The organism is Cytobacillus sp. FSL R7-0696 (assembly GCF_038006865.1).
GTDB classification, from domain to species: Bacteria; Bacillota; Bacilli; order Bacillales; family Cytobacillaceae; genus Cytobacillus; species Cytobacillus kochii.
This window is the reverse complement of sequence record NZ_JBBOWA010000001.1, coordinates 4,382,582-4,407,830: the sequence shown is the minus strand read 5'-3', so window position 1 is coordinate 4,407,830 and position 25,249 is coordinate 4,382,582. Positions and strand designations below refer to the sequence as shown.

Sequence of the window (25,249 nt, the reverse complement as noted above, 5' to 3'; positions counted from 1 at the left end):
ATTTATAATGAATAGGCATCTTGCTAGAAGGAGGGATAAAGATGAGTAAAGTGACTGAAGAAGTTGAACAATTAGTCACTCCTATTTTGAGCGATCTTCAGTTGGAATTAGTTGAGATCGAATATGTGAAGGAAGGAAAAGACTGGTTTCTTCGTGTCTTTATTGATAAAGAGACAGGCGTTGATATAGAAGAGTGTGGAGTAGTTAGTGAACGCTTAAGTGAGAAATTAGATGAAATTGACCCAATTCCTTATAACTATTTCCTTGAGGTCTCTTCACCAGGAGCGGAACGCCCTCTAAAAAAAGAACAAGATTTCATGAAAGCAATTGGTAAAAACGTATTTATAAAAACGTATGAACCAATAGATGGAGAGAAAACATTTGAAGGTGTACTAACAGACTTCGATGGCCATATCGTAAAAGTTGAAATGAAAGTTAAAACAAGAAAGAAAACGGTAGAATTACCGTATGAAAAAATCGCAAAAGCTCGCTTAGCTATTGTCTTCTCATAAAGCAATTGGCGTAACGCAACTTATTTAAAGGGGGATATGAATCACATGAGCAGTGAATTATTAGATGCTCTTATTTTGCTTGAAAAGGAAAAAGGAATTTCACGAGATGTCATTATTGATGCAATGGAAGCCGCGTTAGTGTCTGCTTATCGTAGAAACTTTAATCAAGCACAAAATGTCCGTATTGATTTAAATTTGGGTAGTGGCACTATGAAAGTATTTGCCCGCAAAGAAGTCGTTGATGAAGTGTTTGATCCAAGATTAGAGATTTCTATCGAAGATGCACGCAAGATTAATCCTAACTATACGGTTGAAGATATTGTAGAAATGGAAGTAACGCCAAAAGATTTTGGTAGAATTGCTGCACAAACAGCCAAACAAGTCGTTACTCAACGTGTTCGTGAAGCAGAAAGAGGCATTATTTATTCTGAATTCATTGATCGAGAAGAAGATATCATGACAGGCATTGTCCAAAGACAAGACGCAAAATTTATTTACGTTAGTCTTGGTAAGATTGAAGCGATTTTACCTGTAAGTGAACAGATGCCTAGTGAACAGTATCGCCCACATGATCGTATTAAAGTGTTTATTACAAAAGTCGAAAAAACAACAAAAGGTCCACAAATTTATGTTTCTAGAACACATCCAGGACTTTTAAAACGTCTTTTTGAAATTGAAGTACCAGAAATTTATGACGGTACTGTTGAATTAAAATCTGTTGCGCGTGAAGCGGGAGATCGCTCAAAAATCTCTGTACATTCTGATAATCCAGAGGTAGATCCAGTTGGTTCATGTGTTGGACCTAAAGGTACACGTGTGCAAGCCGTTGTTAATGAGTTAAAAGGTGAAAAAATTGACATTGTGAAGTGGTCTAGTGATCCAGTTGTCTTTGTAGCCAATGCATTAAGTCCTTCTAAAGTGTTAGATGTTGTAGTAAATGAAGAGGACAAAGCGACAACGGTTGTTGTTCCAGATTATCAACTATCGCTAGCTATTGGGAAACGTGGACAAAATGCAAGACTTGCGGCGAAGCTTACTGGTTGGAAAATTGATATTAAATCAGAGACAGAAGCAAGAGAAGCCGGCACATATCCAAGAGATGAAGCTCTTTTAAGCTATCATCAAGATGATGAAGATGAAGATTTTACATTCCCTGAAGACAAGGAATAAGAGGTGAATGGCTGGTGAACAAAAGCAGAAAAATTCCGATGAGAAAATGTATAGCGACGGGGGAAATGATGCCGAAGAAATCACTCGTACGCATTGTTCGCTCAAAAGAAGGCGAAGTTTCGGTTGATGTTACAGGTAAGAAATCCGGTCGCGGAGCGTATCTTACAAAAAGTAAGGAAGCCATCTTACTTGCAAAAAAGAAAAATATTTTAGCTAGTCATCTAGATGTACAAGTGGATGAGGACATATATAACGAACTTTTAGATCTTATTGAAAAGGAGAAATGACCGTCCAAAATGAATGAGAGAAAATGGATGTCATTACTTGGCTTGGCCAATCGAGCGCGTAAAATCACTTCAGGTGAAGAGCTTTCTATAAGCGATATTAGAAAAGGGAAAGCGAAGCTGGTTTTGTTGTCTGCAGATGCTTCTGCTAATACGACAAAAAAAGTAACAGACAAATGTAAATCTTATGCTGTTCCTTATAAGATTGTCCCAGACAGAGAATTGTTAGGGCAAGCAATTGGCAAGGAAGCAAGAGTAGTGGTGGCTGTTTTAGACGCTGGATTCGCCAAAAAGCTATTAACGTTGCTCGATTAATTCTAGCGGGGGTGAAAGCATGAGTAAAATTCGCGTTTACGAATATGCTAAAAAACATAATCTATCTAGTAAAGATGTAATTACGAAATTAAAGGAAATGAATATAGAGGTTTCGAATCATATGACAACATTAGAACCAGGTGAAGTAACAAAATTAGACGGTATTTACAATAAGCAAGAAGAGAAACAACCACAAAAACAACAATCAGCGCAAGCACAACCTGCAAACAATCAGAAAAATAAACCAGCAGGTGCACCAAAAGGCAATAGAAATAAGCCAAATAACAATAATAATAATAATAAGAATCAAAAACCTAATCGCAATAATAATCAAAAAAATAAACCAAAGAATAAAGGGCAGAAGCCACCTCAACCACCAGCACCTAAAAAAGTAAAAGAATTACCAGAGAAAATCACTTTTACTGAATCACTAACAGTTGGTGAGCTTGCTAAGAAGCTCCATAGAGAGCCTTCAGAAATCATTAAAAAGCTATTTATGCTTGGTGTGATGGCAACAATTAACCAAGAACTAGATAAAGATTCCATTGAGTTAATTGCAGGCGAATATGGTGTTGATGTAGAAGAAGAAGTATTAGTAGATGTGACAGATTTAGAAGCATATTTCACTGAAGATGAAGAGACTAATCTTGAGGAACGTCCATCTGTTGTAACGATTATGGGTCACGTTGACCATGGTAAAACGACATTACTTGATTCCATTCGTCACACAAAGGTAACTGCTGGCGAAGCTGGTGGAATTACACAGCATATTGGTGCCTATCAAGTAGAAGATAAAGGTAAGAAGATTACATTTCTAGATACACCTGGTCACGCGGCATTTACAACAATGCGTGCCCGTGGAGCGAAAATAACTGATATTACAATTTTAGTTGTTGCAGCGGATGATGGTGTGATGCCGCAGACAATTGAAGCAATTAACCACGCTAAAGCTGCTGAGGTACCTATTATTGTTGCTGTTAATAAAATGGATAAAGAAGCGGCAAATCCTGACCGTGTAATGCAAGAGCTAACAGAACATGGATTAGTTCCTGAAGCATGGGGCGGAGATACAATCTTTGTACCGATTTCAGCCATTAAAGGTGACGGTATCGATGAGTTGTTAGAAATGATTCTCCTTGTTGGTGAAGTAGAAGAATATAAGGCGAACCCTAATCGCAATGCTGTCGGAACAGTTATAGAAGCACAGCTTGATAAAGGTAGAGGATCAGTAGCCACTTTACTTGTACAAAACGGAACATTGAAGGTTGGTGATCCGATTGTTGTCGGTAATACATTTGGTCGCGTACGTGCGATGGTTAATGACCTTGGGCGTCGAGTAAAGACTGCAGGACCATCTACTCCTGTAGAAATTACAGGATTGAATGATGTCCCTCAAGCAGGTGACAGGTTTGCTGTTCTAGAAGACGAGAAATCTGCGCGCCAAGTAGGGGAAGCACGTGCACAATTAGCTCTACAAGCACAAAGATCTGAGAAATCTCGTGTTAGCCTTGATAACTTATTTGAGCATATGAAAGAAGGGGAAATGAAGGACATAAACATCGTTGTAAAAGCTGATGTTCAAGGTTCAGCTGAAGCCCTAACTTCCGCATTAAATAAGATCGATGTAGAAGGCGTAAAAGTACGTATTCTTCATACAGGTGCGGGTGCCATTAATGAATCAGATATTACGCTTGCTGCTGCATTTAACGCAATTGTCATCGGCTTTAACGTAAGACCTGATACGAATGCAAAACGTGCGGCTGAAGCAGAAGATGTTGATATTCGTCTACACCGTATCATTTATAACGTAATTGAAGAAATTGAATTAGCAATGAAAGGGATGCTAGACCCAGAGTTTGAAGAAAAAATTATTGGTCAAGCAGAAGTCCGTCAAACATTTAAAGTATCAAAAATTGGTACAATTGCCGGTTCTTATGTTACGGAAGGTAAAATCACAAGAGATTCTGGTATCCGCCTAATTAGAGACGGCGTTGTTATTTTCGAAGGTGAAATTGATGCGTTAAAACGCTTCAAAGATGACGCGAAAGAGGTAGCAACAAATTACGAATGTGGTATTACAATTAAGAACTACAATGATGTCAAAGAAGGCGACATCATTGAAGCTTATATTATGCAAGAAATTGAGCGTAAATGATTGTAGGTTTGGTTTCGTGTGAGTGTATGATATATGATGCTCGTTCATTAAAGGAAAAGAGAAGTGTATTACAGCGAATCCTCACTCGTCTGCAACAGAAGTTTAACATTTCTGTTGCAGAAGTTGGGTTTCAAGATACATGGCAACATACACAAATTGCCATAACTGCTGTAGCTTCAAGTAAGCAGGCCGTTGAGTGGGAGCTTTCAAATGCGCTTAAATTAATTGATTCTTTTCCTGAGATTGAGCGGACAATTACAGACATTGAATGGCTTTGAAAAAGAGGTGTAACAATTGAGCCTAAGATCAAATAGAGTTGGCGAGCAAATGAAAAAAGAGCTCGGAGAAATTATCGGTCGAAAAATTAAAGACCCACGAGTGGGATTTGTAACAGTAACAGATGTTCATGTGACAGGTGATTTACAACAAGCTACTGTCTATATTTCTGTTCTCGGTAATGAAGAACAAAGAGAAGATACATTGAGAGGATTGGCTAAAGCTAAAGGGTTTATCCGTTCAGAAATCGGTCAGAGAATACGTTTGAGAAAAACCCCTGAAATCACTTTTGAGTTTGACGAATCAATCGATTACGGTAATCGTATTGAAACACTCCTTCATCAAATTCAAGATGACGGTCAATCCAAAGATAAGGAATAAATAATGATTGGCGGATAGACGTTTGTCTATCCGTATTTATTTCACCTTAATTTGAATTTTAGTGAAAGGGGGCGTACAAAATGGAAGGAATATTACCTTTATTAAAGCCAAAAGGAATGACTTCTCATGACTGTGTATTTAAGTTACGCAAGATTCTAAAAACGAAAAAGGTGGGTCACACAGGAACATTGGACCCTGAAGTCACTGGCGTATTACCTATTTGTATTGGACGGGCTACGAAGGTTGCCGAATATATTACGGATGCAGGTAAAGAGTATGAAGGAGAGGTCACAATAGGTTTCTCGACAACGACAGAAGATGCCTCAGGCGAAGTGGTTGAAGAGAAGAAGGTAGATAAACCGATTACTCGAGAAGAGATTATCGCGGTGTTCCAGCAATTAACTGGAGAGATTGTCCAAACACCACCAATGTATTCTGCTGTTAAAGTGAATGGTAAAAGACTTTATGAATATGCACGACTAGGGCAAGAAGTGGAGCGGCCAAGTAGAAAAGTGCGCATTGATCGTATCACATTGCTAAATGAGCAGGAAGTATATAATGGGGAACAGATTACTTTTCGTTTTCGTGTTGCTTGTGGAAAAGGAACATATATTAGAACCTTAGCAGTTATGATGGGTGAACTTCTTGGTTATCCTGCCCATATGTCTGATTTAACTCGCATCCGGTCTGCAGACTTTACCATTGAGGATTGTTTGACATTACCACAAGTGGAGGAAGTGATGAACGAGGGAAGAATAGCTGATGTGCTCAAACCGTTAGAATGGGGGATTAGCTATTTGCCGAAATATCAAATAAATGATAAAGTAGCAATGAAAGTGAAGAATGGCGCAGTTCTTCCTACTCCTGAAGAACTTGAGAGTGTATCTGGTCCTATTGTAATGGAGACTGTGAACAATCAAGCGTTGGCCTTGTATATCCATCATCCTGATAAACCAGGTATAATAAAGCCAACTAAAGTTCTATACATAGGTGAATAGGGTAAAGGTAAACGTTCTTTTACATAAAATAGACGTTCTATGCCTATCTTCATGTTTAAACAATATAAAAAGGTGAATGATCATGGAAGTTATAAAAATAGTACATCCACATAACCACAGTAAAGATAGCTGGCCACCTCTTTCAATGGCATTGGGCTTTTTTGACGGTGTTCATCTTGGTCACCAGAAAGTGATGCAAAATGCAAAGGAGAAGGCAGCTGAACTAGGGTTGAAAAGTGCCGTAATGACATTTGACCCTCATCCATCAGCTGTATTAGGTGATCCACAAGAACAAATTAGATACATCACACCGATAAATGAAAAAATCAAGATTGTTGCACAGTTAGGCATTGATTATTTATTTATTGTGCACTTTTCTAAAGCATTTGCTAATCTAGATCCAGAAGCTTTTATCGATCAGTATATTATTGATTTAAATGTTTCTCATGTATCTGCTGGATTCGATTATACGTATGGTAAATTCGGTAAAGGCACTATGGATACGATAAAGACACATGCTAAAGGGTATTTCTCTACAACCACGATTCCACAGTTAAAAAGAGACAATGCCAAGATTAGTTCCTCCCTCATTAGGACTTACTTAAAAGAGGGGAGCGTTGAAAAAATCCCTCCGCTTTTGGGAAGATACTATACAGTTAGTGGTCCGGTCGTGCAAGGTGATCAAAGGGGGAGACAATTAGGTTTTCCAACAGCAAATGTTGCTGTTAGCGAAGATTTCATCACCCCACCTACAGGTGTATACGCTGTAAAAATTTTTGTTCAAGGAAAATGGCGTAAAGGGGTCTGTAATTTAGGCTATAAGCCAACTTTCCATGATGACTTAAAGACCCCTTCTATTGAAGTCCATATTTTTGATTTCGATCAAGATATATATGGTGAAGAGGTTGAAGTAGAGTGGCATCAACATATTAGAGATGAACGGAAGTTTAATGGAATTGAAGCATTAATTGAGCAAATTGCTAAGGATAAGCAAGCAACACTCGATTATTTTGCAAAAAACAACGGTTAATTCTTGCATTTTGTTTAAAAAAGTTGTATTCTTATAAACGTATTGATTGATGAACCTTTGCTTGGCAAGTCGAGTCACCGACGCTTGCTCAGTAACAGGGGATTGAAATTTTAGGAGGTGAATCGGATGGCTATCACTAAAGATCGTAAAAATGAACTTATCAGTGAGTACAAAACTCATGAAAATGATACTGGTTCTCCAGAAGTTCAAATCGCTGTCCTTACAGAAGAAATCAACAATTTGAACGAACATTTACGTACTCATAAGAAAGATCACCACTCTCGTCGTGGTCTATTAAAAATGGTAGGTAAACGTCGTAACCTATTAACTTACCTTCGTAACAAAGATGTACAACGTTACCGTGAGTTAATCAATAAGCTTGGTTTACGTCGATAATAAGAAGCTTGTCTTCTTATTTGAAGAAGCGGGATTTTTTCCCGCTTTTTTATTAGCCTAAAAACGCTATTCTACATAAAATTTTGTTATTTTATATATTTGAAAAAGTGTGCATAATAGTATTAATGATGAAAATATGTCATGGCATTTTGCTTTAGTATATATGATTTTGTAAGTGAAATGGTAGAGAGGGGTACAAATATGGGACAAGATAAGCATACCTACAGCATAGATTGGGCTGGACGCAAGTTGTCTGTTGAAATCGGACAATTAGCAAAGCAAGCAAACGGTGCTGTTTTGGTTCGCTATGGTGATACAGCTGTACTAAGTACAGCAACAGCATCAAAAGAACCGAAGAACTTAGATTTCTTTCCACTTACTGTGAACTATGAGGAAAGATTATACGCAGTCGGTAAAATACCTGGCGGCTTTATTAAACGTGAAGGTCGTCCAAGTGAAAGAGCCATTCTAGCTAGCCGATTAATTGATAGACCAATTCGACCACTTTTCCCGGATGGTTTCCGTAACGATGTTCAAGTTGTCAGTATGGTTATGAGTGTCGACCAAGATTGTTCTTCGGAAATGGCGGCAATGTTTGGGTCATCTCTTGCATTAAGTGTTTCTGATATTCCGTTTGCCGGTCCAATTGCAGGTGTAACTGTTGGCAGAGTAAACAATGAATTTATCATTAACCCTTCTGTAGAACAAACAGAAAAAAGTGATATTCATTTAGTCGTTGCTGGTACGAAAGATGCGATTAACATGGTAGAAGCAGGGGCAGAAGAAGTTCCTGAAGAAACGATGCTTGAAGCAATTATGTTTGGTCATGATGAGATTAAACGATTAATTGCCTTCCAAGAGAAGATTGCTGAAGAAATTGGTAAAGACAAGATGGAAGTTACGCTTTATCAAGTCGATGAAGAGATTAATGCAACTGTGCGCTCTATGTGTGAAGCGGATATGATTCCTGCTATTCAAGTTCAAGAAAAACATGCTAGAGAAGCGGCCATTAAAGTTGTCAAAGATAAAGTGATTACCCATTTTGAAGAGCAAGAAGTCGATGATGACTATCTTAAACAAGTAAAGCAAGTACTTGATAAAATTGTTAAACAAGAAGTACGCCGCTTAATTACTGAAGATAAAGTAAGACCTGATGGGCGTGGACTAGAGGAAATTCGTCCGCTATCATCTGAGATTGACTTACTTCCACGTACACATGGATCAGGACTGTTTACACGTGGTCAAACACAAGCGTTGAGCATTTGTACATTAGGTGCGCTTGGTGATGTACAAATTCTAGATGGTCTTGGCATTGAAGAAGAAAAACGTTTTATGCACCATTATAATTTTCCGAATTTCAGTGTTGGTGAAACTGGCCCGATGAGAGGACCTGGTCGTCGTGAAATCGGACACGGTGCTTTAGGAGAAAGAGCTTTAGAGCCAATTATTCCATCAGAAAAGGATTTCCCTTATACGATTCGACTTGTTTCTGAAGTGTTGGAATCTAATGGTTCCACTTCACAAGCAAGTATCTGTGCAAGTACTTTAGCAATGATGGATGCTGGGGTACCAATTAAAGCGCCAGTTGCTGGTATTGCGATGGGTCTTATCAAATCAGGTGATTATTACTCTATTCTAACCGATATTCAAGGAATGGAAGATCACTTAGGTGATATGGACTTTAAAGTAGCAGGTACAAGTAAAGGCGTCACAGCACTACAAATGGATATTAAAATCGATGGTCTTTCTAGAGAAATTTTAGAAGAAGCATTACAACAAGCAAAAATCGGTAGAATGCAGATTCTTGATTCCATGCTAGCAACGATTGCTCAACCTAATAAAGAGCTTTCACAATATGCACCGAAAATCTTAATGATGTCAATTAACCCAGATAAAATCCGTGATGTTATTGGGCCAAGTGGAAAACAAATCAATAAAATCATTGAAGAAACGGGCGTAAAAATTGATATCGAACAAGATGGTACAGTATTTATTTCTTCGATCGATGAAGCAATGAACCAAAAAGCGAAGAAAATCATTGAAGATATCGTTCGTGAAGTAGAAGTTGGACAAATGTATTTGGGTAAAGTGAAGCGCATTGAGAAATTTGGTGCTTTCGTAGAGATCTTTAATGGGAAAGATGGACTTGTTCATATTTCTGAACTAGCTGAAGAGCGCGTAGGAAAAGTCGAAGATGTGCTTTCAATAGGTGATGAAGTCCTTGTAAAAGTGACGGAAATCGATAAACAAGGTAGAGTGAACCTTTCTCGTAAAGCTGTATTAAAAGAGCAGCGTGAACAAAAAGAAAAAGCTGAGAATAAATAAATTTGTAAGAAAGTCAGGGTTGTCCCCTGATTTTTTTCTTTCTTTTTTTGTTAGAATATAAAATGATGATGTATATTTTAAGTGAGCCCTCGGCTTGTTTCTTTTACTTGTCGAAGGGGATTGTTATTATGTAAGCGCTTTATCGAATAGTTAAACTGTTCTACCTTGTCCTCCTTTAACATATTTTAATGAAGAGGGAGGCTGGTGTTATGAGAAAAATTGGATACACGCTGGTAATAGTCATTAGTGGATTTTTAATCGTTGCGAACCCGTTAACAGATCAATATATGTCTTTAGCACTAAATGAAAGCATATCGGTAAGTAAAGTAGATGATCCGCTTTTAATAGAAATAAAGGAGCAAGCGAAGACGTTTGAAGTCCCTGCCAAGGATGCTGTTATAGATAAAGTATGGAAGGCGATTCCAGGATTAAATGGACTAAAGGTTGATGTGAATGCATCTTATAAAAAGATGAAAAAGGACGGATCCTTTGATAAAGAGAAACTCGTATTTACCGAAGTTAAACCAAAAATCCATCTAGAAGATTTAGAACCTTCACCGATTTATAAGGGCCATCCAGACAAGCCGATGGTTAGTTTATTAATTAATGTAGCATGGGGAAATGAGTATCTTCCTAAAATGTTGGAAACATTAAAGAAACATAATGTAAAAGCAACGTTTTTTTTAGAAGGAAGATGGACGCAAAATAATCCTGATTTAGCAAAAATGATTGTTGCCGCAGGGCACGAAATTGGCAATCATTCTTATACGCATCCTGATTTAAAAGTTGCTTCTGATCAAAAAACGAAAGAAGAAATTGTGAAAACTAACGAAGTCATAGAGGCGACGACTGAACAAAAAGTGAAATGGTTTGCCCCCCCAAGTGGTAGTTATCGTAATCAAACCGTCGACATTGCTAGTGGGCAAGGACTACTTACTGTGATGTGGACTGTCGATACGATAGATTGGCAAAAACCATCACCTGAAACGATTATTAATCGTGTAGTCAATAAAGTAGAAAATGGTTCAATGGTCTTAATGCATCCAACAGAATCAACAGCAAATGCACTGGATAGAATGATTGTAGGGATTAAAGACAAAGACTTACAAATTGGGACAGTGACATCCTTATTATCAGAGGAAAGAATCGGATCACACGAAAAGCCGAAAAAATAACAAGCGAGATTTTGCAAAAAATAGCAACTATAGATACACTTATGTTATTCTACCATCATGAGTCTTTTTTTCTTATGAATGATAAACAGTTGTTTTGAAAAAGCATTCCGTATCATTCGAAAAAAGACAGCTTGCAAACAGAACAGGAGGAGCATGCTTGATTAAAAGATATACTTGCAAAAATGGAACAAGAATCGTATTAGAAAATATTCCGACTGTCCGCTCTGTTGCCATTGGCGTTTGGATTGGAACAGGATCAAGAAATGAAGATAAAGAGAATAATGGGATTTCCCACTTTCTTGAACATATGATTTTTAAAGGTACAGAGTCAAAAACAGCTAGAGAAATAGCGGAGTCTTTTGATAGTATTGGTGGACAAGTGAACGCTTTCACATCAAAAGAATATACATGCTATTACGCAAAAGTACTGGATACTCACGCCTCATTTGCATTAGATGTACTAGCAGATATGTTTTTCAACTCTTCCTTCGATAACGAAGAGTTGAAAAAAGAGAAAAATGTTGTCTATGAAGAAATTAAAATGTATGAAGATACACCGGATGATATTGTCCATGATGTTTTAAGTAAGGGTGTATATGAAAGTCATTCATTGGGGTACCCGATACTCGGAACGGAAGAAACACTAGAAACGTTTAACGGGGACACATTAAGAGACTATATGCATAATCACTATATACCTGAGAATGTCGTCATCTCCATTGCAGGTAATGTGCCTGAATCATTTATTCAAGAAGTAGAGTCCCATTTTGGTACATATACAGGTGGTAGTCCGGCAGTAAACGAAACAGTACCTACTTTTCACAATAATAAGATCGCCAGAAAGAAAGAAACAGAACAAGCGCATCTTTGTTTAGGGTTTAACGGACTTCCCGTTGGTCATGATGATATGTATCAGTTGATCGTTCTAAATAATATTCTTGGTGGTAGCATGAGTAGTCGCTTATTCCAAGATGTGAGGGAAGATAAAGGGCTCGCATACTCTGTGTTTTCTTATCACTCTTCTTTTAAAGATAGTGGTTTGGTTACAATATATGGCGGTACCGGTGCGAAACAAATGAATGTTCTTTTCGAAACGATTCAGAACACATTAGACGTTTTAAAACGAAACGGAATAACAGAAAAAGAATTAGTCAATAGTAAAGAGCAATTAAAAGGTGGCTTAATGCTAAGTTTAGAAAGTACAAATAGTCGCATGAGCCGTAACGGCAAAAATGAGCTATTGCTTGGATCTCATCGTACATTAGATAAAATTATTGAAGAAATTGATGAAGTATCAATGGATGAAGTCAATGAAATGGCGAAAAAGATCTTTACAGATGACTATTCATTAGCCTTAATTAGTCCAGATGGTGAGTTACCTCAAGGGCTATAAATAAAAGAGAACAATTTCCCGTTTGTAAAGATAGGAAATTGTTCTTTTTTATTATAAACATATATTTTCTTTAGCCTTTTTTCTTTTTTAACACCGCACGAAAACAATTTAATTCTCCCCATATGGTTGATGTGAGGACATTAGAAGGTCGGGTGAAGGTCACATGATCAAAAAAGGTTAATCCAGCTTCGTGAATCATACGATTGAACATGTCTAAATCGATGGTAGGATAGTCACAAGTTAAAATAATGAGTCCATCCTCTTTTAATACACGTTTAAACTCTACAAGGCTTTTATATATATCCTCACTACTTAAATGTTCAATAACGGAAATACAAAAGATTTTATCAAATAATTGCCCACTGTATGGTAAATCAGTTAAGGAACAGCAATTCATAGATACGTTGTTTATTAAACGTTGTACATTTTCTTCTTGTATATCGTCATGTGTATATGTTTCCTTCATATCTAAAAAAATGGCTTTACTGTCTAATAATCTCTCATCGATATCACAGGCAAAAGTGTGTTTGCATATCTCACTTAAATAAAACTTTAAAGGATGCCCCAATCCACAGGCTGCATCGAGAACAATTTCATTTTTGTCTGCAAAATTTTTTGCCCATTCATATTCATAGGGTCTTGTTTCCCATTCCTTAGGTAACTGGAAGACGAACTGCTGAGATTGCGGATCGTCAGTTGTAATAAATCTTGAATCAGTTATGTTTTTCATTTCATTTCCTCCTCACTTAGCATTTTATTGTATGTGAATAAAGATGAGTCGCTACCTCACGATTTAATCACTTTTCCTATTTAAAATGCTTTTTTAATGGTAGGAGTTTCGTCCTTCACTCCTTATCAATCTTCTCTTCAAAACAAAGGTTCAAACTTAGCGTCTATTCTTTGTTAGAGAACTCACCGAATAGGTCATTTCTACATAAGATGTTGAAGTAATTGAGTAAAAGAACATAAAAAGTTCTTTAAAAGAAGGTGAGTGTTGCATGCTGACAGGATTACAAATTGCAGTGATCGGTGGAGATGCAAGGCAGCTTGAGGTCATTCGTAAGCTGACAGAATTGGATGCAAAATTATATTTAATTGGTTTTGAACAGCTTGACCACGCTTTTTCTGGTGCAGTAAAGGAGAAGATAGATGAAGTTGACTTTACATGCATTGACGCCATTATATTGCCAGTGCCTGGGGCTGGGGTGGATGGACAGATTGATACAATTTTCTCTAATGAAAAAATTACGATAAATGAAGAAATCTTAAAGAAAACACCGCAACATTGTAAAATTTATTCTGGTATTAATCCTCCTTATCTTCAAGAAATTACAACCAAAGCAGATCGTGAGGTTGTTCAATTATTTAATCGTGATGATGTCGCAATATACAATTCAATCCCCACTGTTGAAGGTGCATTAATGATGGCCATTCAACATACTGATTTTACAATTCACGGATCAAATGTGACTGTATTAGGACTTGGAAGAACAGGAATGAGTATAGCCCGTGCATTTCATGCTTTAGGAGCTAAAGTGAAAGTAGGAGCTAGAAAAAGCGAGCATATAGCAAGAATAACTGAAATGGGTCTTACGCCTTTTCATTTGAGTGATATTGAAGAAGCCGTTGTGGATGCAGATATATGCATTAATACAATTCCCGTACAAGTCGTGGTGGCATCAGTAATAGCGAAAATGCCAGTTCATACCCTCATTATTGATTTAGCTTCTAAACCAGGTGGTACGGACTTTAGATACGCAGAGAAACGTGGGGTAAAAGCTCTATTAGCACCTGGCCTACCAGGAATCGTTGCACCAAAAACAGCGGGACGTATTTTAGCTAATGTTCTTTCACAATTGATTTTGGCTAATTTTGATGAAAGGGAGGATAAACAATCATGAATTTAAAAGGGAAAAAAATAGGATTCGGTTTAACGGGGTCGCATTGCACATATGATGCCGTTTTTCCGGAAATAGAGAAGTTAGTCGGGGCAGGAGCTGAAGTAATACCAGTCGTGACTTTTACAGTTCAAAATACGGTGACAAGATTTGGCGATGGAGAAGATTGGATTAAAAGAATAGAAGAAGTGACTGGGAATAAAGTTATTGATTCTATTGTAAAAGCAGAACCATTAGGCCCGAAAATCCCATTAGATTGCATGGTTGTTGCCCCATTAACAGGAAACTCCATGAGTAAATTTGCAAATGCTATGACAGATTCTCCAGTGCTTATGGCTGCCAAAGCGACATTAAGGAACGAAAAACCAGTCGTACTAGGTATATCGACTAATGATGCACTAGGCTTAAACGGCACAAATCTCATGCGTTTAATGTCTACAAAAAATATTTATTTTATCCCATTTGGGCAAGATGACCCAGTGAAGAAACCGAACTCAATGGTCGCCCGTATGACAGCATTATCTGATACAATAGTGAAAGCAATAAATGGTGAACAGATTCAGCCAGTCATTGTAGAAAGATACAAAGATGGTAACTAAGTTCGAGATTTATCATAGTTCCCTTCGTTAAGTGATGAATGTTTGCAGACGACGGCTTTCGCCAGTAGACTTGGCGATAAGCCATGTTTTCTCATAAAATTTTATTTTTTAATGCGGGAATATGATAAAATATAAAATAATCTTAGTATACTATCTCTAGCTCGCTCTCATAGCTGAAATACGACTGAAAGATAGTCGCTCACTTGTTTGTTAGCTGAAAGGTAAACTAAAAAATATCAATCATTATGTTGGCCGGAAGGAGAAATGGTTATGACAGAGAAAAAAGACTTCCATGTAGCTGTAGTAGGAGCAACAGGAGCAGTAGGTGAACAAATGTTAAAAACATTGGAAGAGCGTGCTTTTCCGATATCAACATTGAAAGTATTATCTTCGTCTCGCTCAGCTGGGAAGAAGATTCAATATAACGGCAAGGAATATACTGTAGAAGAAGCTACACCTGATAGTTTTGAAGGTGTAGATATTGCTTTGTTTAGTGCAGGGGGAAGTGTATCCAAACAATTAGCTCCAGAAGCGGTAAAGAGAGGAGCAATTGTGGTTGATAATACGAGTGCATTCCGTATGGATGAAAATACTCCACTTATCGTACCTGAAGTAAATGAAGAAGACTTGCATAACCATAACGGCATCATTGCCAACCCCAATTGTTCAACCATTCAAATGGTTGTAGCACTTGAACCGATTAGAAAAGCATTTGGTTTAAATAAAGTGATTGTCTCCACTTATCAAGCAGTCTCTGGCTCAGGGCAAGCAGCTATTGATGAATTGCAAGAGCAAACAAGAGCGATTTTAGATAATCAAACATACACGCCTGAAGTATTGCCAGTAAAGGGTGATAAAAAGCATTATCAAATCGCTTTTAACGCCATTCCTCAAATAGATAAATTTGTTGATAACGGTTATACATTTGAAGAAATGAAAATGATTAATGAAACGAAAAAAATTATGCATCTGCCTTCTTTACCAGTAGCTGCGACTTGTGTTCGTCTACCCGTGGGAACTGGTCATTCTGAATCTGTGTATTTTGAGATTGATCAGGAAGGCATTAACGCAAAGGATATAAAAGCTTTGTTAAGTACCGCACCAGGTATAGAACTACAAGATGACCCTGAACAGCAAATTTATCCAATGCCAGCAGATTGTGTTGGTAAATCAGAAGTGTTCGTCGGTCGTATTCGCAATGACTTAGATGAGCCAAAAGGGTTCCATATGTGGGTCGTTTCTGATAATCTACTAAAAGGTGCAGCCTGGAATTCTGTACAAATCGCAGAAAGTCTTGTTAAATTAAAGTTAGTGAAATAAATTGCAATTACTCGAGGTGTTAAGATGAAAATCGTCGTTCAAAAATTTGGCGGTACATCGGTAAAAAATGAAGAAGGCAGGAGTCATGCATTAAGGCATATTAAAAATGCCGTTCATGAAGGGTTCAAAGTGGTAGTTGTTGTTTCTGCAATGGGAAGAAAGGGAGACCCTTATGCAACAGACACGTTATTATCACTTGTTGGTGCGCCCCTTGCCAAAATCAATAAACGTGAAACAGACTTATTACTATCTTGTGGAGAAGTGATTTCAAGTGTTGTATTTACGAATATGCTTATAGAAAATGAGCTAACGGCGACCGCATTAACAGGTGCGCAAGCTGGTTTTCGTACAAATCATGATCATATGAATGCGAAAATTATTGATATGAAATGTGAACGTTTAAAAAACGAGTTAGAATTACATGATGTTGTTGTCGTTGCAGGTTTCCAAGGATCAGCTAGAAACGGTGATACAACGACGATTGGACGTGGCGGCAGTGATACTTCAGCAGCTGCGCTAGGTTCTGCCCTTAATGCAGAGTGGATTGATATATTCACAGATGTTGAAGGGATTATGACAGCTGATCCGCGGATTGCACAGAATGCACGTTCTTTGGATGTCGTAACTTATACGGAAGTTTGCAATATGGCTTATCAAGGTGCAAAGGTTATTCATCCACGAGCAGTTGAAATCGCGATGCAATCAAAAATTCCCATTCGTATCCGTTCCACTTATACAGACGGTTTAGGTACGCTAGTTACGGCTGTTACGAAACAAAGTAGAGGAACAGATATAAAAGAAAGACCGGTTACCGGGATTGCACATGTAGCGAATATTACGCAAATTAAAGTGGTTGCTAAAGAAAATCAGTATGACCTACAATCAGAGGTTTTTAAGGCAATGGCCAAAGAAGGCATTAGCGTTGATTTCATTAATATTTATCCACATGGAGTAACCTATACAGTGACCGAGGAAATGACCGATAAAGCGATACAAATTTTAAATAGATTAGGTCATGAACCAAAAGTGGAAAGAGGCTGTGCGAAAGTTTCAGTTGTCGGTGCAGGTATGCAAGGTGTACCTGGTGTTGCCTCTAAAATTGTAACAGCACTTTCGGAACAAGGCATTAGAATTATGCAATCAGCAGATAGCCATACGACTATTTGGGTTTTAGTTGAACAAGAAGATTTGCCGAAAGCAGTCAATGCACTCCATGATGCCTTTCATTTAGAAAAAGATCAAGTAGAAATGATATAAGTGATTATTAAAAAGAGGTGTAAAAATGGTTTTATTCGGAAGAGTTTCAACAGCAATGGTTACGCCATTCGATATCAATGGGCATATTGATTTTGCAAAGACAACTCAGTTGATTAATCATTTGATTGAGAATGGGACAGATTCCCTTGTTGTTGCTGGAACAACAGGCGAATCACCAACGTTAACGAAAGAAGAAAAACTCGCATTGTTTAAACATGTAGTGAAGGTAACGGATGGACGCGTGCCAGTTATTGCCGGTACAGGTAGCAATAATACTTACTCATCCATTGAATTAACGAAAAAAGCAGCAGAAATTGGTGTAGATGCCATCATGTTAGTCGCTCCTTATTATAATAAGCCAAACCAAGCAGGCTTATATGAGCATTTTAAAGCGATCGCAGCAAGTACAGATTTACCTGTTATGTTATATAATATTCCAGGTCGATCATCTGTTAATATTGCACCTGAAACAATTATTGAACTATCCAAGATTAAAAATATTGTCTCTGTGAAAGAAGCGAGTGGTGATCTTAATGCAATGACGAAGATTATCGCTGAAACAGATGACGATTTCTTGTTATATAGTGGCGACGATGGTATAGCTTTACCAGTCTTATCCATTGGTGGAGCAGGTGTTGTATCAGTGGCCTCACATATAATCGGCTCTGAAATTCAAGAAATGGTGCAAGCATTTTTAGATGGCCGCTATCAAGAGGCTGCAAAATTGCACCAAACCTTACTACCAATAATGGAAGCGATGTTTGCAGCGCCAAGTCCTGTACCAGTTAAAACCGCTTTGCAGGTCAAAGGCCTTGATGTCGGTTCAGTGCGTTTACCAATGGTACCACTTTCTGAACAAGAAAGAGCTTCACTGATTGACATTATTAAAAAGTAAGTAAAAAATCTGAGCGATCATTCCCACCTTGGGTATGAATTGTTCAGGTTTTTTTGTGTGATGCCATAACATATATACTCTGGATAGGGGAGTAAAAAGGGGGCTCTTCGTATATCTCACAAATATAACATATTGAGCAAACATAAGTAGCTCAGGCTGGAAAAGATTTCGCTCACTAGCTGAACTAGAGATACTTAAATCTTTGATTACTACTATTTAGTCCTTGTTAAATCCAAACCCAATACATCAATCTGGATGAAGGAAATTTACACGTTTCTTGAGTCTTTTAGGTTCTCTTTTTTTAAAAGCAAGACTAACTGAATGATTATAAACTTGATATTTAGGTATCGCTTTTAGAAGAGAGTATTTGTTAAAGTAAAACGATCCTTTTTGTGCCGTCTTCTTTAATCACTAAAGTGTTTAATTACTTAATTTAACTGGATAAATTGCTTAATAACCGCAAAAATGCATAAATTTGGTTGTTATTATTTTCTTAGTTAAAGTATAATGGGAATAACTGATTTTGATCGGGTGAATGAACTATAGGAGGATACATAAGTGAAAAGACAGAACGAAAGCATCAAGTTAGCAGCACTAGGTGGAGTTGGTGAATTAGGAAAGAATATGTACATAATTGAAGTTGATGAGGATTTATTCGTAATCGATGCAGGTTTAATGCTTCCAGAGAACGAAATGCTTGGAATTGATACGGTTATTCCAGATTTCACCTATCTTATTCAACAAAAAGATCGTGTGCAAGGAGTATTTTTAACCCATGGACATGAAGACCATATTGGAGCTTTATCTTATTTGCTTCGGCAAATTGAGGCACCGGTATACGGAACTAAGCTTACAATTGCGTTAGCAAAAGCAAAAATGAAAGAGCAAGGATTTAAAGGGAAAGCTAAACTAGTGGAAATACATAGTGATACTGAACTTCACTTTGATCATTGTGAAATTTCATTTTTTAAAACAAATCATAGCATCCCAGACAGTGTTGGGGTATGTATTCATACCTCACAAGGCAGTATCGTCTACACTGGGGATTTTAAATTTGACCAAGCGGCTGGACCACTTTATAAAGCCGAAATTGGAAAAATGGCCAAAATCGGAGAAAATGGCGTTTTGTGCTTATTATCTGATAGTACAGAAGCAGAAAAACCAGGCTACACAAAATCTGAAGCTGAAGTATTAGATGATTTAGTGAAGCATTTTTATCAAGCAAAAGGGAGAGTCGTAGTGGCTACATTTGCGTCTGAGTTAATCAGGATTCAACAAGTATTTGACGCTGCGAAACAGACTAACCGAAAAGTAGCAATAGTAGGAAGAAGTTTGCAAAAAATATATGATATTGCCATCAGATTAGGGTTTTTGGATATTTATGAAGACGTAATAGTGTCTATGAACGATGTGAAAAACTTGGCAGATGAAGAAATCATTTATTTAGTGACAGGTACGCAAGGAGAGCCCATTGATGCGCTGTATAAGATGGCGAAAAACTCTCACCGTCAAGTGCATATTCAAGCTGGAGATTATGTGATATTCTTTGCTTCTCCTTTGAGAGGGTCGGAAGTTTATTTATCAAAAACAGTTGATGTATTGTTCAGGGGCGGAGCACATGTGGTTTCAGGCAAAGGGAGTTTTAATACATCTAGTCATGGTAGCAAAGAAGAGCTTAAATTCATGATTAATTTAATGAATCCGAGATATTTCTTTCCTGTTCATGGAGAATACAGGATGTTAAAGGCACATGCAAAAGTAGCTGAGTCGACTGGTATGGAAAGTGATGCTATTTTTATTCCTGAAAAGGGAGAATTATATGAAATAACAAAAGGAACCATGAAGAATGTGGGGAAAATCCCAACCGGACATGTATTAATTGATGGCAGTGGTGTTGGTGATGTTGGTAATATTGTCCTTAGAGATCGTAAATTATTATCTCAAGATGGGATATTACTTGTGGTTGTTACGTTAAACAAAAAACAAAAAATCATTTCAGCAGGACCAGAAATAATTACAAGAGGCTTTGTTTATGTGAGAGAATCTGAAGAATTACTAGCTGAAGCAAGCAAATTGGTAAAAGAAATTGTTGAAGCAAAACTATCGAAAGAAGCTTTTGACTGGTCAGGTATCAAACAAGATATGAGAGAAGGTCTCAATCAGTTCTTATTTGATAAAACAAAACGTCGTCCGATGATCTTACCGATAATTATGGAGTCCTAAAAAAGCAGGCAATTACGTATTCGTGATTGCCTGCTTATATTTTGATTTCGATAATAGATATCTTCGTTTCCAAGTGCATTAATAGAATGAAAATCCCATCCCTGTTCATACTAAATATATAAAAGTTTGAAGGGAGAAGTCTTATGGATTTTGAAATGAATGGGAATGATCAAGAGCAACAACCTAAAGAAGATAAACAATCGCCTTTAATGGAAAAGATACAGCAATTAGGTCAAACAAATGTACCGCAACTATCTCAAGATTCCAAAATTCACTGTTTGACAATCGTTGGACAAATAGAAGGGCATTTACAATTACCGCCACAAAATAAGACAACAAAATATGAACATCTTATCCCTCAGATTGTAGCCATTGAGCAAAATCCAAAAATAGAAGGTTTGTTAGTAATATTAAATACTGTAGGGGGAGATGTAGAAGCAGGGTTAGCGCTTGCTGAAATGTTGGCATCATTGTCAAAGCCTACAGTTTCAATCGTGTTAGGTGGTGGACACTCAATAGGTGTACCTATAGCCGTATCTTGTGATTATGCTTATATTGCTGAATCAGCAACGATGACCATTCACCCCATTCGGTTAACTGGCTTAGTGATTGGGGTGCCACAAACTTTTGAGTATTTAGATAAAATGCAAGAACGTGTCATTAACTTTGTAACAAAACACTCACAGATTACTGAAGAGAAGTTTAAAGACTTAATGTTTGCTAAAGGAAATTTGACAAGAGATATTGGAACGAATGTGATTGGTGCTGATGCTGTTGAGTTTGGTTTGATTAATGAAGTAGGTGGTATTGGCCCAGCATTAAAAAAACTTGAGGAGTTAATTGAAAACAATGAACAGCAGGAGGGGCTTGTACAATGATATTATATACAGCCATGCCAAGTGAATGGATATACCAAGCTGAACCATCTGAATATGCGAAACAAAAAGTGGTTAACTTTGAAGGTATCCCGTTACTAGTGGAATTCACTAGTGGTTCTGAATATCGTGTAATCCAAGTAATGAGTACGGACCCAAATGATTTCATGAATGAAAATATTGGACCTGGAGTAAAAATCACCCTCAGTTAAGCAAAAGATGGATGAAATTATGCTATAATAAATGAACAAACGTAGAGCAGCCACTAAAAGGCTGCTCTCTTCTTTCATGCATCATTCAAGTACTTATAAATCAGGTGATAAAATGGCGAAAAAAAAGAAGCGTAAAACGCGAAAAAAGCAACAAGTGAGACAAACTTTAAAATATGAATTAACTGCTCTAGTGATGCTCGCATTAGCAGTGATTGCGATAGCGAAATTAGGGGCAGTAGGTGGAGCAATCGTACTTTTTTTCAGGTTTTTTACCGGCGAATGGTACATGCTTTGTTTAATTGGATTAGTGATTTATGCAGGGTTTCTAATGTGGAAAAGGGAGAGACCTGATCTCTTTCATATGAAATTAGTGGGCATGTACTTCATTATTAGTGCACTTCTGTTATTAAGTCATGTAACGTTATTTGAATTACTTTCAAATGGGGGAGCATTTACCGACCCAAGTGTAATAATGAATACATGGCGTCTCTACTGGGGTGAGGTGACAAATCAAGCCAGCACTTCAGATTTGGGTGGGGGCATGATTGGAGCATTAATGTTTGCTGTTTTCTATTATTTATTTGATGAAGCAGGCTCAAAAATTATTGCATTTCTTTTGATTATCGTAGGAATTATATTAATTACAGGAAAAACTTTTGGCCCTGCGATGGGTGATATGACCATTTCATTTGCTCAATTTCTAAAAAAACAATGGCTAGCATTTCTTGAAGATGTAAAAGGTTGGGTAAGTAAAAAGAATAAGCGCAATGCTAAACCTCGTACGAGAAGAAGTAAAGAAAATCAAGAAGAGGCGGCAATAACGATTCATAACAGCTCAGAAGAAATGGATAAAGACAGTACACCAGAAGAACCAATTATTTCTAGTTTCTCTCAAAATGCTTATGACCAAGAACAAGATGGTACAGTACCGGTACAAGGGGTAAGCGAGAGTCAACCGGAGGACGAAGAGCAGCAAGATGAGACTGTACCACCGATTACATTTACAGAAGTGGAAAATAAGGATTATAAACTACCACCAATGAAATTATTAAAGGCACCTAATCACACCGACCAAAGCGGTGAATATAAACTTATTCATGATAATGCAGCAAAGCTTGAGAGAACCTTCCAAAGCTTTGGTGTCAAAGCTAAAGTAACCCAAGTTCATCTTGGACCGGCAGTAACCAAATATGAAGTACATCCTGATGTAGGTGTGAAAGTAAGTAAAATTGTTAGTTTAAGTGATGACTTAGCCCTTGCGTTAGCAGCAAAAGATATCCGAATTGAGGCACCAATTCCAGGAAAATCAGCTATCGGGATAGAGGTACCGAATTCAGAAGTTGCGATGGTTTCCTTAAGAGAGGTCATTGAACCTAAAGGTAAAGATCGCAATGATTCAAAGCTATTAATTGGTTTAGGAAGAGATATTACTGGCGAAGCTGTCACAGCAGAGTTGAATAAAATGCCGCATTTGCTCGTCGCTGGAGCGACAGGAAGTGGGAAGAGTGTTTGTATTAATGGCATTATTACTAGTATTTTAATGAGGGCGAAACCTCATGAAGTGAAATTGATGATGATTGATCCAAAAATGGTAGAGCTTAATGTATATAATGGGGTCCCACATTTATTAGCCCCTGTTGTGACAAATGCCAAAAAAGCTTCTCAAGCACTGAAAAAGGTTGTAAGCGAAATGGAGAGAAGATATGAATTATTCTCCCATACAGGCACAAGAAACATAGAAGGTTATAATGAATTTATAAAAAGGCAAAATAAAACAGAGGAAGCTAAGCAACCACTACTCCCTTACATCGTTGTTATTGTTGATGAGTTAGCGGACTTAATGATGGTTGCTTCATCGGATGTTGAGGATGCGATCACTAGATTAGCACAAATGGCTAGGGCAGCTGGTATTCATCTTATCATTGCCACTCAACGTCCTTCAGTGGATGTCATCACGGGTGTGATTAAAGCAAATATTCCATCAAGAATTGCGTTTGCTGTTTCTTCTATGACGGATTCAAGGACGATTTTAGACATGGGCGGAGCAGAGAAGTTATTAGGAAGAGGCGATATGTTATTTATGCCAGTCGGCGCATCAAAACCTATACGGGTGCAAGGCGCATTTTTATCGGATGATGAAGTTGAAGAAATTGTTGATTTTGTCATCGGTCAGCAAAAAGCGCAATATCAAGAAGAAATGATTCCCGATGATTTACCAGATTCACAAGCAAGTGAAGTTGATGACAAATTATATGATGAAGCAGTTGAGCTTGTCATTGAAATGCAAACAGCCTCTGTTTCCATGTTGCAAAGGAGGTTCCGTATCGGTTATACGCGAGCAGCGAGGTTAATTGATGAAATGGAGCTGCGAGGAATCGTTGGACCTTATGAGGGAAGTAAACCAAGAACAGTACTCGTCAGCCAAAGTGTTGATGAGGCATCTTCTTAAAAATATATTTAACGCTTTTTAGCAACACAGCTTTAATCAACAATTGAAAGAAAGTATGTACAAAGAATAGGTTAATATTTATTATAAATATGACCTATTCTTTTTTTAGGGTTTCTAAAATATTTTAGTAGCATTTGATTTTTATCATAAGAAGCCTATAACGAAAGGGAAAATAATTAAACAAAACTCTTTAAGACATCAACTATGAGTCAACAAATGTGAAAAATATTCACTTTTTTCACTATCTTTTTCGACATTTTTTGAAAAATATGTTTCTTTATATTTAGAAAAATGGTATAGTATTTTCGATTAGTAGAGATGATTGAACATCAGAGGTCTGATGTCTTGAGATTTGGATTTGGAGGAGCACAGCATGTCTATTAAGTCAGATAGCCGCCATTTATATTTACAAGTAATTGATCGTTTGAAGCAAGATATTGATAAAGGAATTTATAAAGAGAGAGAAAAATTACCTTCAGAATTTGATCTTGCCAAACAATTAGGTGTCAGTCGTGCGACATTAAGAGAGGCATTAAGGATATTAGAAGAAGAAAATGTCATTATTCGTAGACACTGTGTCGGCACGTTTGTAAATACAAAGCCATTATTTACATCAGGAATTGAACAGTTAAATAGTATCACTAATATGATTACCCAAGCAGGTATGCAACCTGGGACTATATTCCTTAGCTCAGAGACGCAATGTCCTAGTGAGGAAGATATCAGACTTTTTTCCTGTTCAGCAGATGAAGAAATCTTAGTAGTAGAACGGGTAAGAACGGCAAATGGTGAACCTGTTGTTCATTGCTTGGATAAAATGTTGGCGAAGCATATTCCAGACTCTATCTCTTGGGAAAAAGAATCTATTTTTGAAAATTTGGAAGAAAAAACAGGCAGAAGAATTACATATGCGGTCTCTGAAATTGAACCGATTGGTTATCACGAGAAGGTCTCACCTATTTTAGACTGTAGTCCTGAGACAGCTCTACTTGTTCTTAAGCAAATGCATTACACTGAACAAGACGAGCCATTACTCCTCTCGGTTAACTATTTTAGAGCAGACAAATTTAGCTTCCATGTTCTTAGAAAACGGATTAACTAATCAATCATA

The 25,249-nt window shown here is 37.4% G+C and carries 24 protein-coding genes; 23 read left to right on the top strand and 1 reads right to left on the bottom strand.

All coding sequences use genetic code 11. From position 1 onward, the window contains the following. Positions 1 to 41 precede the first annotated feature (41 nt). From rimP to MKX29_RS22365, 13 genes are all read left to right on the top strand, one after another. Positions 42 to 512, top strand: a complete 471-nt coding sequence (gene rimP / locus MKX29_RS22425; protein WP_095369494.1) for a ribosome maturation factor RimP — start codon at positions 42 to 44, stop codon at positions 510 to 512. Positions 513 to 557: 45 nt separating this feature from the next. After that, positions 558 to 1,682, top strand: coding sequence for a transcription termination factor NusA (gene nusA / locus MKX29_RS22420; protein ID WP_191812158.1), 1,125 nt, complete (start codon positions 558 to 560; stop codon positions 1,680 to 1,682). A 14-nt stretch (positions 1,683 to 1,696) separates the two neighbouring features. Next, on the top strand, positions 1,697 to 1,969 hold the full coding sequence (gene rnpM / locus MKX29_RS22415) for an RNase P modulator RnpM (RefSeq protein WP_095369493.1): 273 nt from the start codon (positions 1,697 to 1,699) through the stop codon (positions 1,967 to 1,969). Positions 1,970 to 1,978: 9 nt separating this feature from the next. Then, positions 1,979 to 2,281, top strand: a complete 303-nt coding sequence (locus MKX29_RS22410; protein ID WP_095369492.1) for a YlxQ family RNA-binding protein — start codon at positions 1,979 to 1,981, stop codon at positions 2,279 to 2,281. A 19-nt stretch (positions 2,282 to 2,300) separates the two neighbouring features. Then, complete coding sequence (gene infB, locus MKX29_RS22405; protein WP_224938628.1) at positions 2,301 to 4,436, top strand: translation initiation factor IF-2; 2,136 nt, start codon at positions 2,301 to 2,303, stop codon at positions 4,434 to 4,436. Beyond that, the gene (locus tag MKX29_RS22400) at positions 4,433 to 4,714 is read left to right on the top strand and encodes a DUF503 domain-containing protein (RefSeq protein ID WP_095369490.1); all 282 of its coding nucleotides are present in this window, start codon (positions 4,433 to 4,435) and stop codon (positions 4,712 to 4,714) included. Before infB ends, MKX29_RS22400 begins: the two co-directional genes overlap by 4 nt. A gap of 16 nt (positions 4,715 to 4,730) precedes the next feature. Further along, positions 4,731 to 5,093, top strand: coding sequence for a 30S ribosome-binding factor RbfA (gene rbfA, locus MKX29_RS22395; protein WP_095369489.1), 363 nt, complete (start codon positions 4,731 to 4,733; stop codon positions 5,091 to 5,093). 80 nt (positions 5,094 to 5,173) lie between these two features. Continuing rightward, positions 5,174 to 6,091, top strand: coding sequence for a tRNA pseudouridine(55) synthase TruB (truB, locus tag MKX29_RS22390; protein ID WP_224938629.1), 918 nt, complete (start codon positions 5,174 to 5,176; stop codon positions 6,089 to 6,091). Between the two features lie 82 nt (positions 6,092 to 6,173). Then, positions 6,174 to 7,121 (top strand): bifunctional riboflavin kinase/FAD synthetase, encoded by a 948-nt coding sequence (gene ribF / locus MKX29_RS22385; RefSeq protein ID WP_341107882.1) that lies wholly within the window; start codon positions 6,174 to 6,176, stop codon positions 7,119 to 7,121. A gap of 126 nt (positions 7,122 to 7,247) precedes the next feature. Beyond that, on the top strand, positions 7,248 to 7,517 hold the full coding sequence (rpsO, locus tag MKX29_RS22380) for a 30S ribosomal protein S15 (RefSeq protein ID WP_251161471.1): 270 nt from the start codon (positions 7,248 to 7,250) through the stop codon (positions 7,515 to 7,517). Between the two features lie 201 nt (positions 7,518 to 7,718). Next, the gene (gene pnp, locus MKX29_RS22375; protein WP_224938632.1) at positions 7,719 to 9,842 is read left to right on the top strand and encodes a polyribonucleotide nucleotidyltransferase; all 2,124 of its coding nucleotides are present in this window, start codon (positions 7,719 to 7,721) and stop codon (positions 9,840 to 9,842) included. Positions 9,843 to 10,051: 209 nt separating this feature from the next. Continuing rightward, entirely contained in the window at positions 10,052 to 11,017 is a 966-nt protein-coding gene (locus MKX29_RS22370; RefSeq protein WP_224938633.1) for a polysaccharide deacetylase family protein, read from the top strand. 157 nt (positions 11,018 to 11,174) lie between these two features. Next, on the top strand, positions 11,175 to 12,410 hold the full coding sequence (locus MKX29_RS22365) for a M16 family metallopeptidase (RefSeq protein WP_224938634.1): 1,236 nt from the start codon (positions 11,175 to 11,177) through the stop codon (positions 12,408 to 12,410). A 70-nt stretch (positions 12,411 to 12,480) separates the two neighbouring features. Here the strand turns inward: MKX29_RS22365 and MKX29_RS22360 are convergent, their stop codons facing one another. Beyond that, a complete protein-coding gene (locus MKX29_RS22360; protein WP_341107876.1) occupies positions 12,481 to 13,140 on the bottom strand; it encodes a class I SAM-dependent methyltransferase in 660 nt (219 codons plus the stop codon). Between the two features lie 268 nt (positions 13,141 to 13,408). On the opposite strand from MKX29_RS22360, the gene dpaA reads away from it, so the two are divergent. The 10 genes from dpaA (at position 13,409) to MKX29_RS22310 (ending at position 25,240) form a co-directional block, all read left to right on the top strand. After that, positions 13,409 to 14,311, top strand: coding sequence for a dipicolinic acid synthetase subunit A (gene dpaA / locus MKX29_RS22355; protein WP_289433551.1), 903 nt, complete (start codon positions 13,409 to 13,411; stop codon positions 14,309 to 14,311). Beyond that, on the top strand, positions 14,308 to 14,907 hold the full coding sequence (gene dpaB / locus MKX29_RS22350; RefSeq protein ID WP_095369480.1) for a dipicolinate synthase subunit B: 600 nt from the start codon (positions 14,308 to 14,310) through the stop codon (positions 14,905 to 14,907). Before dpaA ends, dpaB begins: the two co-directional genes overlap by 4 nt. 270 nt (positions 14,908 to 15,177) lie before the next feature. Next, entirely contained in the window at positions 15,178 to 16,227 is a 1,050-nt protein-coding gene (gene asd, locus MKX29_RS22345; RefSeq protein WP_224938637.1) for an aspartate-semialdehyde dehydrogenase, read from the top strand. Between the two features lie 24 nt (positions 16,228 to 16,251). Further along, on the top strand, positions 16,252 to 17,484 hold the full coding sequence (dapG, locus tag MKX29_RS22340) for an aspartate kinase (protein WP_341107870.1): 1,233 nt from the start codon (positions 16,252 to 16,254) through the stop codon (positions 17,482 to 17,484). Between the two features lie 25 nt (positions 17,485 to 17,509). Beyond that, complete coding sequence (dapA, locus tag MKX29_RS22335; protein WP_341107868.1) at positions 17,510 to 18,379, top strand: 4-hydroxy-tetrahydrodipicolinate synthase; 870 nt, start codon at positions 17,510 to 17,512, stop codon at positions 18,377 to 18,379. A gap of 558 nt (positions 18,380 to 18,937) precedes the next feature. Further along, a complete protein-coding gene (locus MKX29_RS22330; protein WP_341107866.1) occupies positions 18,938 to 20,602 on the top strand; it encodes a ribonuclease J in 1,665 nt (554 codons plus the stop codon). A 155-nt stretch (positions 20,603 to 20,757) separates the two neighbouring features. After that, positions 20,758 to 21,480 (top strand): ClpP family protease, encoded by a 723-nt coding sequence (locus tag MKX29_RS22325; RefSeq protein ID WP_224938654.1) that lies wholly within the window; start codon positions 20,758 to 20,760, stop codon positions 21,478 to 21,480. Next, positions 21,477 to 21,689 carry a YlzJ-like family protein gene (locus MKX29_RS22320; protein WP_224938641.1) on the top strand — a complete coding sequence of 71 codons (213 nt, stop codon included), beginning with the start codon at positions 21,477 to 21,479 and terminating at the stop codon, positions 21,687 to 21,689. Before MKX29_RS22325 ends, MKX29_RS22320 begins: the two co-directional genes overlap by 4 nt. A 112-nt stretch (positions 21,690 to 21,801) precedes the next feature. After that, positions 21,802 to 24,138, top strand: coding sequence for a DNA translocase FtsK (locus MKX29_RS22315; protein ID WP_289433557.1), 2,337 nt, complete (start codon positions 21,802 to 21,804; stop codon positions 24,136 to 24,138). A gap of 373 nt (positions 24,139 to 24,511) precedes the next feature. After that, the gene (locus MKX29_RS22310) at positions 24,512 to 25,240 is read left to right on the top strand and encodes a GntR family transcriptional regulator (RefSeq protein WP_341107861.1); all 729 of its coding nucleotides are present in this window, start codon (positions 24,512 to 24,514) and stop codon (positions 25,238 to 25,240) included. The last annotated feature ends 9 nt before the right edge of the window (positions 25,241 to 25,249 follow it).

Coding starts and splice junctions, on each gene's coding strand:
- rimP (WP_095369494.1), top strand. CDS start 42: ATGAGTAAAGTGACTGAAGAAGTTGAACAATTAGTCACTCCTATTTTG.
- nusA (WP_191812158.1), top strand. CDS start 558: ATGAGCAGTGAATTATTAGATGCTCTTATTTTGCTTGAAAAGGAAAAA.
- MKX29_RS22410 (WP_095369492.1), top strand. CDS start 1,979: ATGAATGAGAGAAAATGGATGTCATTACTTGGCTTGGCCAATCGAGCG.
- infB (WP_224938628.1), top strand. CDS start 2,301: ATGAGTAAAATTCGCGTTTACGAATATGCTAAAAAACATAATCTATCT.
- MKX29_RS22400 (WP_095369490.1), top strand. CDS start 4,433: ATGATTGTAGGTTTGGTTTCGTGTGAGTGTATGATATATGATGCTCGT.
- truB (WP_224938629.1), top strand. CDS start 5,174: ATGGAAGGAATATTACCTTTATTAAAGCCAAAAGGAATGACTTCTCAT.
- ribF (WP_341107882.1), top strand. CDS start 6,174: ATGGAAGTTATAAAAATAGTACATCCACATAACCACAGTAAAGATAGC.
- rpsO (WP_251161471.1), top strand. CDS start 7,248: ATGGCTATCACTAAAGATCGTAAAAATGAACTTATCAGTGAGTACAAA.
- pnp (WP_224938632.1), top strand. CDS start 7,719: ATGGGACAAGATAAGCATACCTACAGCATAGATTGGGCTGGACGCAAG.
- MKX29_RS22370 (WP_224938633.1), top strand. CDS start 10,052: ATGAGAAAAATTGGATACACGCTGGTAATAGTCATTAGTGGATTTTTA.
- MKX29_RS22360 (WP_341107876.1), bottom strand. CDS start 13,140: ATGAAAAACATAACTGATTCAAGATTTATTACAACTGACGATCCGCAA.
- dpaA (WP_289433551.1), top strand. CDS start 13,409: ATGCTGACAGGATTACAAATTGCAGTGATCGGTGGAGATGCAAGGCAG.
- dpaB (WP_095369480.1), top strand. CDS start 14,308: ATGAATTTAAAAGGGAAAAAAATAGGATTCGGTTTAACGGGGTCGCAT.
- asd (WP_224938637.1), top strand. CDS start 15,178: ATGACAGAGAAAAAAGACTTCCATGTAGCTGTAGTAGGAGCAACAGGA.
- dapG (WP_341107870.1), top strand. CDS start 16,252: ATGAAAATCGTCGTTCAAAAATTTGGCGGTACATCGGTAAAAAATGAA.
- dapA (WP_341107868.1), top strand. CDS start 17,510: ATGGTTTTATTCGGAAGAGTTTCAACAGCAATGGTTACGCCATTCGAT.
- MKX29_RS22325 (WP_224938654.1), top strand. CDS start 20,758: ATGAATGGGAATGATCAAGAGCAACAACCTAAAGAAGATAAACAATCG.
- MKX29_RS22320 (WP_224938641.1), top strand. CDS start 21,477: ATGATATTATATACAGCCATGCCAAGTGAATGGATATACCAAGCTGAA.
- MKX29_RS22315 (WP_289433557.1), top strand. CDS start 21,802: ATGGCGAAAAAAAAGAAGCGTAAAACGCGAAAAAAGCAACAAGTGAGA.
- MKX29_RS22310 (WP_341107861.1), top strand. CDS start 24,512: ATGTCTATTAAGTCAGATAGCCGCCATTTATATTTACAAGTAATTGAT.